Genomic DNA, 12,537 nt, shown 5'->3' with positions numbered 1-12,537 from the left:
GGCGCCGCGCAGCAGCGGAGCACCGCACCGAACCAGCGGCGCGGAACGGCGGGCTGCGGAGCGCAGGACGGCTGCGGTCGCGTGGAAGTGAGGTGTGGCGGGCTCCTCCCCGGTCATCGGCTCGACTCCAGCAGCGCGCGGTTCCGCCAGCCGGTGTCGTGGCGCCAGACCGGGACCACGCGGAGGTCGCCCGCCGCGCGCTCGAACACGCCGATCTCCACCAGGCGACGGCCCTCCGGGGTCCTGCGGACGTGCAGGACGGCCCGGAGCGCCGCCAGCACCTGGCTGTGCAGCGCCACCCGGTCCAGGCCGCCGAGCGCGGCCAGGGCTTCCAGGCGGGCCGGGACCTCGGCCGGGGAGTTCGCGTGCAGGGTGCCCGCGCCGCCCTCGTGGCCGGTGTTCAGCGCGCTGAGCAGGTCGCAGACCTCGGCTCCGCGCACCTCGCCGACCACGATGCGGTCCGGGCGCATCCGCAGCGCCTGGCGGACCAGGTCCCGGACGGTCACCTCGCCCGCGCCCTCCACGTTCGCCGCCCGCGCCACCAGGCGGACCACCTGCGGGTGGTCGGGTTCCAGCTCGCCCGCGTCCTCCACGCACACCACCCGCTGGTCGTGCGGGACGCAGCCGAGCAGCGCGGCCAGCAGGGTGGTCTTGCCCGACCCCGTCCCGCCCACCACCAGGAACGCGGTGCGGGAGCGGACCAGGGCGCGCAGCGCCTCGGCCACCTCCGCGCTGAACGCGCCCCTGGCCCGCAGCTCCGCCAGGTCGTGCGTCGCCGGGCGCAGGACGCGCAGGGACAGGCAGGTGTTCCGGGTGATCGGCGGCAGCACGGCGTGCAGGCGGACCGCGCCGGGCAACCAGCCGTCCACGTGCGGCACCGCCTCGTCCAAGCGCCTGCCCGCCGCCACGGCCAGCCGCTGGGCGAGCCTGCGGACCGCCCGCTCGTCGGGGAACACCACGTCGGCGCGGCGCAGGCCGTCCTCGCCGTCGACCCACACCTGGTCCGGGGCGGTGACCAGCACGTCCGTCGTTCCGGGCGCGCGCAGCAGCGGTTCGAGGAGGCCCGCGCCCGCGAACTCGCGGCCCAGCTCGGACATGGCGCGCAGGACCTCCTCGTCGCCGAGCACCCCGCCCGCCTCACCGCGCACCGCCGCCGCGACCGCCGACGGGGTGAGCTCGGCGCGGCCCTCGGCGAGCCTGCGCCGGACCCGCTCCACCAGATCAGCGCCCACGACGGCCTCCCCGGTCGCGAAGCGCGGGCGGAAAAACCACCCGTTCGAGGAATCCGCGCACCGATCGCGGAATCCAACCGGTGAAGGAATCAGGGCGCGTGGCCGGGAACGCGGCGCATTCACCCGGTGCGGGAAGCACGCGCGCCGCCGCTCCAGCACGACGGCACACCCCGGAATGGTGTGGCGAGCCGACGCCTGCGGGACAACGCCGTCCGGGCCCTCGCCGGACTGGCGACGTGACCGGGCGGCAGCGGTGCAGGATCTCCACCCGGATGAACAGCGGCCTCACCCGGTCGAGAGCGTGATCAGCCCGCACGGAGCACCTCCAGGACCGTGGTCGCCGCCTTCGCGAGCGGGCCTCGGGTCGACGTCGGGAAGCGGCCCCGGTCCAGTGCCGAGGCCAGTTGGCGCTGACCGCGCATCCGGGTCAGCAGCGGCACGCCCACGGCGGCGGCCACCTCCTGGGCGCTCAACCCGCCGGAGGCCCGCACCCGCACGAGCGCTCGGGTGCGCGCGCCCCGCTCGGCCAGCCTGCGGGCCACGCCCCTGGCCGCCGCGCAGGCCCGCACCTCGGCGGGCACCACCAGCACGGCCAGATCGGCGCGGTCCAGGGCCGCGTCCGCCGCCGGGGTCCGCTGGCGGGGCAGGTCGCACACCACCACCTGCCCCGACCTGCGGCCCGCCTCGACCACGGACGCCACCGCGCCCGCGCCCGGCCCCTCGCCGTCCCGGCCGCAGGACAGCACCCGCACCCCGCCGCACGCGGGCAGCACCTGGCGCAGCGCGGCGGCCGGGACCCGGCCGGACAGGTCGAGGTCGGACCAGCGCATCCCCGCGCTGGTCTCGGCGCCCAGCGCGAGGTCGAGGCCACCGCCCAGCGGGTCGCAGTCGACCAGCAGCGACGGACCGCCCGAGGCGGCGACGGCCCTGGCCACGGCCGCCGCGAGCACCGACGCGCCCGCACCGCCCCGGCCGCCGAGCACGGCCAGCACCCGCCCGGCCTCCGGCGCCACCTCGGTCGCGTCGCGCAGCAGCGCCACCAGCCCGGCGTCCGCCGACACCGCCCGCTCCACGCCCAGCTCGACCGCCCTGGGCCAGGTCAGCTCGCCCGGCGGGCCGGTCGACACCAGCAGGACCCCCGGTCTGCGCGGCAGCCCCGCCTCCGCGCACGCCACCACCGCGCGCTCGTCCAGCAGCACCACCGGCGCGTCGTGCCACCGGCCGCGCAGGGCGGTCACGTCCACCACCCGCTCCAGCTCGCACTCGGCGACGGCCGCCAGCCGCAGCACCTCGTCCAGCAGCTCGGCCCCGTCCACCAGGACCACAGATCGCCCCACGTCCCGCTCCCCGCTCTCGTCGAAGCCCACGTGGAGAACGGTCGTCCCCGGTGAGCGAGGACACAACGGGCGCATGATCACCATGTGGACAACCGGAGAGCCTGTGGACAACTCGCGTCGCTCAGGTGCGGGAGAAGCCGCCGGGGTGTACCGCGACGTGGGCGCGCGAGCGCGCGCGGCGGAAGGCCCGAGAAGTGCGGGAGAACCGGGAGGAGATCAGGTTCGCGGAGGCGGCCACCTGACCCCGGACATGGGACGACCCCCGCCAGGGGGGAGGGACGGGGGTCGTCATTGGTTCAGTCCCGGGGGGTCGGACTGAACCTGTCCGGTCGAGCCGGACCGCTCTACTGTATCCCCACAGACGTCAGTCATGCGTGTCTTCCGATAGAGGGACGCAGAAATTTCGGGAGACCGCACCACACTCGGTTCGTAAAACGCCGAACAGCCGCCTCCATTCGGCGGCGGGCGACCACCCCTAAGCTGGTCCCCGTGACCGATCCAGCCGCCGAGGGCACCCGAGTCGCCGCGTTCTTCGACCTGGACAAGACCGTCATCGCCAAGTCGAGCACCCTCGCGTTCAGCAGGCCCTTCTTCCAGGAGGGCCTGATCAACCGCCGGGCGGTGCTCAAGAGCGCCTACGCGCAGTTCGTCTTCATGCTCGCGGGCGCCGACGACGACCAGATGGACCGGATGCGCTCCCACATCACCGCGCTCTGCTCCGGCTGGGACGTGGAGCAGGTCCGCTCGATCGTGGAGGAGACGCTGCACGACATCGTCGACCCGCTCGTCTACAAGGAGGCGACGCAGCTCATCTCCGACCACAAGGCGCAGGGGCACGACGTGGTCGTGGTGTCCGCGTCCGGCGAGGAGCTGGTGTCCCCCATCGCCCAGATGGTCGGCGCCGACCTGAGCGTGGGCACCCGGATGGTGACGTCCTCCGGCCGGTACTCCGGCGAGGTGGACTTCTACTGCGCGGGCGAGAACAAGGCCGTCATGGTCAAGCAGCTCGCCGCGGAGCGCGGCTACGACCTGGAGCGCTGCCACGCCTACTCGGACTCGGTGAGCGACCTGCCGCTGCTGGAGGCGGTCGGGCACCCGACGGCGGTCAACCCGGACCGGGGGCTGCGCAAGGCCGCGACCCAGCGGGGGTGGCCGGTGCTGGCGTTCACGGACCCGGTGTCGCTGCGGGCGCGCATCTCCCGGCCGTCCGGCGCGGCGGTGGCGGTGACCGCGATCGGGCTGGGCGCGACGGTCGCCGCGGGCGCCGCCTGGTACGGGCTGCGCCGGAGGCGGCGGAGCTGATCCGCACTACCCCACGGCGGCGGCGAAGTCGATCGGACACGCTCCGCGACTGGAGCGGTGCACCCCATCGAGCCCTTGATGTGACGGCCGACACGCACTAGAAAGGAAGTGCGGACCTCGGGTCGGCCAGGGGTGGGGCGGAAGAGAAGCCCTGCTCACCCCGGCAGAGCTCCGTGCGCGGACTTCGAGCACCCACGCGCAGCACGCCGCGGGAGGCTTGTCGTCTAGGGCCTGCGTACCGGGACGCCGGACGCCGAGGACCAGGGTGATACGACACGAGTTGCACGCTTGGTAACTCGACAGCCCGCGCCGTTGAGCGGGACCCCGTGCTGGAGCACGGGGTCCCGCTTTTTTGCGCTTCGGGACGACCCGGTGGCGGTTCTGCGGACGGCCCTGCGGATGGCCCAGCGGATGGCCCAGCGCGAAGTTCACCCGAACGTGGCGACCCCAGGGGGCTCCCGAACAACCGGTCCGCCACCGGACGATGGTCACGCAACGCCATTCGTTGACCCACCTCCGTGACGTGGGTAACTTCCGGGACAGGTGACCAGGACGTGGGAGATTTCCGAAGTGGGGAGGCCACCGTGCACCGCCTCAGCCGCACCCTCCTGACCGCGGCCGTGGTCGCGTCGTCGACCGCAGCCCTCCCGAGCGCGCACGCCGCGCGACCCGAGCCGCCGGCGCCGCAGTCGGTGACCTCGCTGGTGCGCGGCATGTCGCTGGAGGAAAAGGTCGGCCAGCTGTTCGTCACCTACGTGCACGGGCAGTCCGCCGACGAGGTCCACCCCGGCAACCTGCGGGACTTCGGCGTCGACACCCCGGCCCAGGTGGTGACCAGGTACCGTCCCGGCGGCGTCATCTACTTCAACAACTCCAGCTACGACAACATCGACACGCCCGCGCAGATCGCCGCGCTGTCCAACGGCCTGCAGCAGGCCTCGCGCGTCCCGCTGACCATCTCCACCGACCAGGAGATGGGCATCGTGACCAGGATCGGGCCGCCGCTGACCCAGTTCCCCGGCAGCATGGCGCTGGGCGCGGGCCGGGACGAGCGGGCGGCCGAGCGGGCGGCGTCGGTGACCGCGCGCGAGCTGCGGGCGCTGGGCATCACGCAGAACTTCGCGCCGGACGCGGACGTGAACTCCAACCCGGCGAACCCGGTGATCGGGGTGCGGTCGTTCTCCTCGGACCCGGACCTGGCGGCCACGATGGTGGCGGCGCAGGTGCGCGGCTACCAGCAGCGGCACCTGTCGCGGACGGCGGTGTCGGCGGCGGCCAAGCACTTCCCCGGCCACGGCGACACGGCCGACGACAGCCACACCAGCCTGCCGACCGTGGACCGCACGGTGGAGCAGTGGCGGGAGGTGGACGCGAAGCCGTTCCGCGCGGCGATCGCGGCGGGCGTCGACTCGATCATGACCGCGCACATCCGGATGCCCGCGATCGACCCGTCGGGGGAGCCGGCGACGCTGTCCAAGCCGGTGGTGACCGGGCTGCTGCGCGAGGAGTTGGGCTACGACGGCGTGGTGATCACCGACTCGCTGGCGATGGCGGGCGTGCGGCAGCTGCACACCGACGCGGAGATCCCGGTGCTGGCGCTCAAGGCCGGGGTCGACCAGCTGCTGATGCCGGTGAAGCTGGGCGAGGCGATCGACGCCGTGGTGGCGGCGGTGCGCGCGGGCGAGCTGTCGGAGCGGCGGATCGACCAGAGCGTGCTGCGGGTGCTGCGGATGAAGTTCCTGCGTGGCGCGCTGCCGGTGTGGCCGGTGCCGCCGAACCCGGTGGTGGGCACGCCGGACCGGCTCGCGCAGGCGCAGGAGGTCGCGGACCGGGCGGTAACGGTGGTGCGGGACGACGCGGGCGTGGTGCGGGCCGGGCGGGTGTCAGGGTCGGTGCTGGTGACGGGCTGGGGTGAGACGACGACGGCGGCGCTGGCCGAGCGGCTCCGGGCGCGCGGGGCGACGCCCCAGGTCGTGGTGACCGGGTCGGCGCCGAACGAGCAGCAGATCGCCGGGGCGGTGTCCGCGGCGGGCGGGGTGGGCGCGGTGGTGGTGCTGACCAACGCGCTGTCCAGGCAGCCCGCGCAGCGCGCGCTGGTGGACCGGCTGGTGGCGAGCGGGAAACCGGTGGTGGCGGTGGCGGTGCAGAACCCGTACGACGTGGCGCACTCGAACGCGCAGGCGTGGCTCGCGACCTACTCGTACGGGGCGGTGGCGATGGAGTCGGTGGCTCGGGTGCTGAGCGGGGAGGTCCGGCCGGTCGGGCGGCTCCCGGTGGACGTGCCGGGGCCGGTGGCTTATCCGTTAGGGCACGGGTTGAGCTGGTGAGTGGGCTGGCAGGACTGGTGATCGGAGGCCGGTGGCGCTGGTGAGCGGGCTGGCGCGATCGGTGAACGGAGACCGGTGGCGCTGGAACGGGCTGGTGACAACGGGACCGTGAACGGAGATCGATAGCGCTGGTGAGCGGGCTCGCGGGACCGGTGAGCGGAGACCGGTAGCGCTGGTGAACAGGCTGGTGCGACCGGTAGTCGGGGACTGGTGCTGGTGCTGGTGAGCGGGCTGGCGGGACCGGTGGCGCCGGTGAGTGAGCTGGCGAGGCCGGTGGCGCTGGTGAGCGGGCTGGCGGGACCGGTGGTGCTGGTGAGTGAGCTGGCGAGGCCGGTGGCGCTGGTGAACAGGCTGGTGCGACCGGTGGTGCCGGTGAGTGAGCTGGCGAGGCCGGTGAGCAGAGGCCGGTGGTGTTGGTGAACGGGTTGGTGGGGCTGGTGAGCGGGGTCCGGGCGGTGAGCTGAGGGGGGACTCGTGGAGCGGAGGCGCTTCCTGGCCGCCGGGGCGGTCGGGGTGGGCACGGCGGTGTTCGGTGGGGCCGCGTCGAGTGGGGCGGGCGCGGAACCGGGTGGTGCGGGGGCCGGCGGTGCGGGTGGTTTTGGGCCCGGTGGTGTGGGGCCGGAGGACGTTGGCCAAGGCGGCACCGACCAGAACGCGGTGGTGCGGACCGGGGCGGAGCAGTTAGCCGGGCGGGGGTGGCGGGAGCTGGCTGGGCGGCGGGTTGGGGTGTTGACCAATCCGACCGGTGTCCTGGTCGACCAGACGCACGTCGTGGACTCGATGGTCGCGGCGGGTGTGTCGCCGGTGGCGGTGTTCGGGCCCGAGCACGGGTTTCGGGGCACGGCTCAGGCGGGTGGTTCCGAGGGGGACTACCTGGACCCGCGCACGAACATCCCGGTGTACGACGCGTACGGGGCGGACGCCACGAAGCTCGCCGGGCTGCTCACCAAGGCGGGGGTCGAGCACGTGGTGTTCGACATCGCCGACATCGGCGCCCGGTTCTACACCTACATCTGGTCCATGTACACGGCGATGCAGGCAGCGGCCCGCGTCGGCGCGCGGTTCACCGTGCTCGACCGGCCCAACCCGGTGGGCGGGGAGGCGCACGGGCCGCAGCTCGATCCCGCTTACGCGACCGGGGTGGGGCGCAAGCCGATCGTGCAGCAGCACGGGATGACGGTGGGCGAGCTGGCCGGGTTCTTCAACGCCGAGTTCCTGCCGTCGGACGGTGGTGCGGTGGTGGACCTGCGGGTGGTCGAGGTGCGGGGGTGGCGCAGGTCGCGGCTGGACACCGGGCTGCCGTGGGTGCCGCCGAGCCCGAACGTGCCGACCCGCGACACCGCGCTCGTCTACCCCGGCACCTGCCTGTTCGAGGGGCTGGTCTTCTCGGAGGGGCGGGGCACGACCCGGCCGTTCGAGACGATCGGCGCGCCGGGGCTGGACTGGCGCTGGGCCGAGGACCTGAACGCGCGCGGCTTGCCGGGGGTGCGGTTCCGGGAGGCGCACTTCACGCCGTGGTTCGGCAAGTTCGCGAACACCGCGTGCTCCGGGGTCGCGCTGCAGGTGACCGATCCGGGCAGGTTCGACGCGATCCGCACCGCCGTGGAGATGATCGTGGTGGCCCGCTCCCGCTACCCGGCCGTCTTCGCCTGGCGGCCGGACAACTGGATCGACAAGCTGAGCGGCTCGGACCGGCTGCGCCGCATGGTCGGCGCGGGCGCGGGCGCCGACGAGGTCGTGGGCGCCTGGTCGGCCGAGCTGTCCACGTTCCGCACGAGGCGCCGCCGCCACCTGCGCTACCGGTAGAGGGGACCCGCGATGCGCCTGCCCACCCGCCCGGCAACGGCCGCACCACACCCGGCGGCACGGCTGAGAACCACCGATGCCGATACCAGCACCAGCACCAGCACTGCCACCACCAACACGGGCACGAGCACGAGCACCGGCACGGGCACGAGCACCGGCACCGGCACCGGCACCGGCACCGGCACCGCTGTATTGCGCCTACCCGCCCGACTGGGCGCAAGCATCACGCGCCTGCTTGCCGGGCTGGGCAAGAGCGTGCCACAAGCGTTCGTCCGGCTGGGCGGAAGCATCACGCGCCTGCCTGACCGGCTGAGCACCACCGTGCTGCGCCTGCCTGACCGGTTGGGCGTGGTCGTGGTGTGGTTGCGCGGCTTGCTGGGCGGGAGCGCGGCGCGGCGCGGCGGGTCGTCGACCGCAGTCGTGCTGCGTCCGCTTGGTTGGCCGGGCGCGGGTATGGCGCGGTTGCGCGGCTTGCTGGGCGGGAGCGCGGCGCGGCGGGCCGGTTCGTTGGGCACGATCGGGCTGCGGCTGTCTGCCCTGCTGGGCGCGACCGCGTTGCTGTTGGGCACCCTGGCGCCGGTGAGTGCCGAGACTGTTCCGCGTGCCCGGTTCGACCAGCCGTGGGCGGGGTTCGCGCCGGTGGGGACGGTGTTGCGGGCTGGGGCTCCTGAGCGGGTCGGGGTGGATCCGGTTCCTGTTGAGCGGGCGTTGGGGGTGGTGCGGGGGTACACCGTTGGGGCTGCTCCGTTGTTTCCCGGTGCGGTCACGCTGATGGCGCACGACGGGGTGGTTGTTGGGCACGAGGCCGTTGGGTGGGCGGTCAGGTACGCGGACGGGGTCAGCGAACTGCCTGTGGGTGAGCGGGTTCCCACGGCGCTGGACACGATCTTCGACTTGGCCTCGATCTCGAAGTTGTTCACCTCGATCGTGGTGGTTCGGCAGGCGGAGCTGGGGCGGGTCGGGATTGAGCGGCCGGTTGCCGAGTACTTGCCGGAGTTCGGGGTGGCAGGCAAGGGGGACATCACGGTCCGGCAGTTGCTCACGCACACCTCCGGGCTGGCCGCGTGGTTGCCGTTGTGGTCGGGGTGGCCGGATCGGGACTCGCGGATCAAGGCGGTCATGGACGTCGCGCCTGCCCGCGCACCCGGCACGGGTTACCTGTACTCGGATCTGAACCTCATCACGCTGGGCGTGCTGGTCGAGCGGGTGTCCGGGATGCCGCTGGACGCCTTGGTGCGCGAGACGATCACCGAGCCGCTGGGGCTGGTCGACACCGGCTACAACCCCCCGCCCGAGAAGCTCGGTCGGATCGCCGCCACCGAGTTCCAGACCTCCCCGCCTCGCGGGATCGTCCGGGGCTCGGTGCACGACGAGAACGCCTGGTCGCTGGGCGGCGTCGCCGGGCACGCGGGGGTGTTCTCCACGGCTCGGGAGCTGGCCGTGCTCGGTCAGGCGATCCTGAACGGCGGGGCTTACCGGGGCAAGCGCATCCTCAGCGAGGAATCGGTGACCGGGATGCTCACCAACCTGACGCCCGAGTTCCCCGGCAACTCGCACGGCCTCGGGTTCGAGCTGGACACCCGCTGGTACATGGGCGCCCTGTCCGCCCCGCGCACGGCGGGCCACACCGGGTTCACCGGCACCACGATGGTGCTGGACCCGGCGTCCCGGTCGATCGCGCTGCTGCTCACCAACCGGGTGCACCCGAGCCGCGACCGGGGGTCGATCAACCCGGCCCGCCGAGCGGTGGCGTCCGGGCTGGCCGAGGCGCTGGCGGTCGGGCCGGTGCGCGGGCGGTCGGCGTGGCGCGGCGACCCCGGCGGGACGCTGACCACCAAACCCCTGCCCGACGGGCCGAAGGTGCTGCGGTTCAGCGCGTTCACCGACCTGGACGCGGGCGAGTCGGTCGCCGTGCAGGAGTTCGACGGCTCGGGCTGGCGGGACCTGCGGGTGCTCACCGGGGCCGGGACGCGCACCTGGGAGCGGGTCGAGCTGCCGATGACCGGCACGGCCGCGCGGTGGGTGCGCTCGGGCGTGGGCGCGAACGGCGCGCGGGGCGGGTACGTGGACGCGATCGAGGTGGTCGCGGGCCGCCGGGTGCTGCTGGACGGCGAGCGCGGAACGGGCGAGGTGACCGCCTCCGGGTGGCGCGCCGTGGACCGTTAGTAACGGAAACGGCTTCCCGCCGACAAAGGGGGGTGAACGGCTCTTATCGATCAGGGCGGTTACCCGCAACTTGCGTTGACCGGCCGTGATGCGGTTAGTAAGTTTCCCACGTGTCCACCGAGAACACCGACGCCAGTCCACTCGTGAAGATCCGCTCCCTGCTCCCCGGCCTCGCCAGGGCGGAGCAGCGGGTGGCCAAGGTCGTGCTGGACAACCCGGCGACCGTGGCGCACCGCAGCATCACCGAGGTGGCCGAGTCCGCGGGCACCAGCGAGACCACCGTGACGCGGTTCTGCAAGGCGATCGGCGTCGGCGGCTACCCGGAGCTGCGGATCGCGCTGGCCGCCGACACCGCGCGCACCGCCGCCCGCACCGACCGGGACCTCGGCGGCGACATCGGCCCCGGCGACGACCTGCGGCAGGTGGTCGGCAAGGTCGCGTTCGCCGACGCCCGCGCCGTGGAGGAGACCGCCGAGCAGCTGAACGTGGACACCCTGCAGGCCGTGGTGGACGCGGTGGCGCGGGCGGGCCGGGTCGACGTCTACGGCTTCGGCGCCAGCGCGTTCGTCGCCTTCGACCTCCAGCAGAAGCTGCACCGCATCGGCCGCACCTGCTTCGCCTGGAACGACACGCACATCGCGCTCACCTCGGCCGCCGTGCTGACCGGCGCGGACGTGGCCGTGGGCATCTCGCACACCGGCTCCACCACCGAGACGGTCGAGGCGCTGCGGGTGGCGCGCGAGCGCGGCGCGACCACGGTGGCGCTGACGAACTTCCCGCGCTCCCCCATCAGCGAGGTCGCCGACCACGTGCTGACCACGGCGGCCCGCGAGACCACGTTCCGCTCGGGCGCGATGGCCAGCCGCATCGCCCAGCTGACCGTGGTCGACTGCCTGTTCATCGGGGTCGCGCAGCACCACGTGGAGAGCGCGACGAGCGCGCTGGAGGCGACCTACGACGCGGTCGCGGGACACCGGCTGGGCGCCCGCCCGGACGGCAGGCGGCGGCGGGAGGCCGGGAGATGACCGCGCGGGGCGACGTGGTGCGGGTGGAGTCCCCGACCGAGGCGCGCAACCCGCGCACCGGGGAGATCGACCGGATGTCCACCCTGGACGTCCTGCGGATGATCAACTCCGAGGACCGGGGCGTCCCGGACGCGGTCGCCGCCGTGCTGCCCGAGCTGGCCCGCGCGGCCGATCTCGCGGTGGCCGCGCTGCGCGGCGGCGGCCGGGTGCACTACGTGGGCGCGGGCACGTCCGGCAGGCTCGCCACGCTGGACGCGGCCGAGCTGCCGCCCACGTTCAACACCCCGCCGGACTGGTTCGTCGCCCACCACGCGGGTGGCGCGGAGGCGCTGGTGCGGGCGGTGGAGAACGCCGAGGACCAGGCCGCCACGGGTGCCGAGCGCATCCGCGCGCACGCCGAACCGGGCGACCTCGTGCTCGGGGTGACCGCGTCCGGCCGCACCCCGTTCGTGCTCGGCGCGCTGGCCGCCGCCCACGAGCTGGGCGCCCGCACCGCGCTGGTGTCGAACAACCCGAGCGCGCCGCCCGTCCCGGTGGACGTGCTGATCACCGTGGACACCGGTCCGGAGGCGATCGCCGGCTCGACCAGGATGAAGGCGGGCAGCTCGCAGAAGCTGGTGCTGACCGCGTTCTCCACGGCCGTGATGGTGCGGATGGGCCGCACCTACTCGAACCTGATGGTGTCGGTGCGGGCCACGAACGCGAAGCTGCGCGGCCGGACCGTGCGCATCCTGAGCGAGGCGACCGGCCTGGACGAGCGGGAGTGCACCGACGCGCTCACCGCGGCGGGCGACGACCTCAAGGTCGCGCTGGTGCACCTGCTGTCCGGCTCGCCCGCGCCGGACGCGGCCGAGGCGCTGACCGCGACCGGCGGGCACGTGCGGCAGGCGCTCACCCGGCTGTCAGCGGGCGCCACGGGATAGGCGTCGACAGCACCATCGCGCTGGACGTCTCCCCGTGCCCGCCCAGGCGCACGAGCAGCCGCTCCAGCTCGCTGACCGAGGTCGTGACGACCTTGACCACCGAGCAGATGTCCCCGGTCAGCCGCACCACCTCCACCACCTCGGGGCAGTCGTCGAGCAGCTCGGGGTGCACGGTGATGCACCGGGGCCCGTAGCACTTCATCCGCACCAGGGCGATCACCGAGCGGCCGACCGCCGTGGGGTCGACCACCGCGCGGTAGCCGGTGATCACGCCCGCGTTCTCCAGCCTGCGCACCCGTTGCGCCACCGTCGGCGGGGACACGCCGACCTTGCGGGCCAGCTCGTTGTAGGACAGCCGGGCATCGGCCTGGAGGGCGTCGACCAGCGCCCAGTCGACCGCGTCGAGGTCCGTTCTCACG

Annotated in this window: 11 protein-coding genes; 7 read left to right on the top strand and 4 right to left on the bottom strand. The window is 73.9% G+C overall.

Annotated features, from left to right (window positions below):
- Window positions 1–113: 113 nt before the first annotated feature.
- Both AMIR_RS01415 and ssd read right to left on the bottom strand, forming a co-directional pair.
- Window positions 114–1,232, bottom strand: a complete 1,119-nt coding sequence (locus AMIR_RS01415) for a TadA family conjugal transfer-associated ATPase (RefSeq protein WP_012782908.1) — start codon at window positions 1,230–1,232, stop codon at window positions 114–116.
- Between the two features lie 305 nt (window positions 1,233–1,537).
- Window positions 1,538–2,599: a septum site-determining protein Ssd gene (gene ssd / locus AMIR_RS01410; RefSeq protein WP_240438785.1), complete on the bottom strand. Its 1,062-nt coding sequence runs from the start codon at window positions 2,597–2,599 to the stop codon at window positions 1,538–1,540.
- Window positions 2,600–3,058: 459 nt separating this feature from the next.
- Here ssd and AMIR_RS01405 point away from each other — a divergent pair, with 459 nt between their 5' ends.
- The 4 genes from AMIR_RS01405 to AMIR_RS01390 all read left to right on the top strand — a co-directional run bounded on the left by AMIR_RS01405 (window position 3,059) and on the right by AMIR_RS01390 (window position 8,004).
- Window positions 3,059–3,871 (top strand): HAD-IB family hydrolase, encoded by an 813-nt coding sequence (locus AMIR_RS01405; RefSeq protein ID WP_012782906.1) that lies wholly within the window; start codon window positions 3,059–3,061, stop codon window positions 3,869–3,871.
- Window positions 3,872–4,455: 584 nt separating this feature from the next.
- On the top strand, window positions 4,456–6,198 hold the full coding sequence (locus tag AMIR_RS01400; protein ID WP_012782905.1) for a glycoside hydrolase family 3 protein: 1,743 nt from the start codon (window positions 4,456–4,458) through the stop codon (window positions 6,196–6,198).
- A 210-nt stretch (window positions 6,199–6,408) separates the two neighbouring features.
- Window positions 6,409–6,618, top strand: coding sequence for a hypothetical protein (locus AMIR_RS01395; protein WP_041836512.1), 210 nt, complete (start codon window positions 6,409–6,411; stop codon window positions 6,616–6,618).
- Window positions 6,619–6,672: 54 nt separating this feature from the next.
- Window positions 6,673–8,004 carry an exo-beta-N-acetylmuramidase NamZ family protein gene (locus AMIR_RS01390; protein ID WP_012782903.1) on the top strand — a complete coding sequence of 444 codons (1,332 nt, stop codon included), beginning with the start codon at window positions 6,673–6,675 and terminating at the stop codon, window positions 8,002–8,004.
- On the opposite strand, the gene AMIR_RS39880 is transcribed toward AMIR_RS01390, so the two are convergent.
- Window positions 7,995–8,183: a hypothetical protein gene (locus AMIR_RS39880; RefSeq protein WP_187313473.1), complete on the bottom strand. Its 189-nt coding sequence runs from the start codon at window positions 8,181–8,183 to the stop codon at window positions 7,995–7,997. The two genes, AMIR_RS01390 and AMIR_RS39880, sit on opposite strands and share 10 nt — an antisense overlap.
- 274 nt (window positions 8,184–8,457) lie before the next feature.
- Between AMIR_RS39880 and AMIR_RS01380 the strand changes: the two genes are divergently transcribed.
- The 3 genes from AMIR_RS01380 to AMIR_RS01370 all read left to right on the top strand — a co-directional run bounded on the left by AMIR_RS01380 (window position 8,458) and on the right by AMIR_RS01370 (window position 12,118).
- Complete coding sequence (locus tag AMIR_RS01380; RefSeq protein ID WP_143761032.1) at window positions 8,458–10,170, top strand: serine hydrolase domain-containing protein; 1,713 nt, start codon at window positions 8,458–8,460, stop codon at window positions 10,168–10,170.
- Between the two features lie 110 nt (window positions 10,171–10,280).
- Window positions 10,281–11,195: a MurR/RpiR family transcriptional regulator gene (locus AMIR_RS01375; RefSeq protein WP_012782901.1), complete on the top strand. Its 915-nt coding sequence runs from the start codon at window positions 10,281–10,283 to the stop codon at window positions 11,193–11,195.
- A complete protein-coding gene (locus AMIR_RS01370; RefSeq protein WP_012782900.1) occupies window positions 11,192–12,118 on the top strand; it encodes an N-acetylmuramic acid 6-phosphate etherase in 927 nt (308 codons plus the stop codon). The genes AMIR_RS01375 and AMIR_RS01370 overlap by 4 nt, the downstream gene beginning before the upstream one ends.
- Here AMIR_RS01370 and AMIR_RS01365 read toward each other — a convergent pair.
- On the bottom strand, window positions 12,087–12,536 hold the full coding sequence (locus tag AMIR_RS01365; protein ID WP_012782899.1) for an Lrp/AsnC family transcriptional regulator: 450 nt from the start codon (window positions 12,534–12,536) through the stop codon (window positions 12,087–12,089). The genes AMIR_RS01370 and AMIR_RS01365 overlap by 32 nt on opposite strands.
- Window position 12,537 lies beyond the last annotated feature (1 nt).

It is taken from the genome of Actinosynnema mirum DSM 43827, from assembly GCF_000023245.1.
Lineage (GTDB): Bacteria > Actinomycetota > Actinomycetes > Mycobacteriales > Pseudonocardiaceae > Actinosynnema > Actinosynnema mirum.
Note: the sequence above shows the minus strand (reverse complement) of the source record. Positions and strands in the feature narration are given on the sequence as shown.

Coding starts and splice junctions, on each gene's coding strand:
- AMIR_RS01380 (WP_143761032.1), top strand. CDS start 8,458: ATGGCGCGGTTGCGCGGCTTGCTGGGCGGGAGCGCGGCGCGGCGGGCC.
- AMIR_RS01370 (WP_012782900.1), top strand. CDS start 11,192: ATGACCGCGCGGGGCGACGTGGTGCGGGTGGAGTCCCCGACCGAGGCG.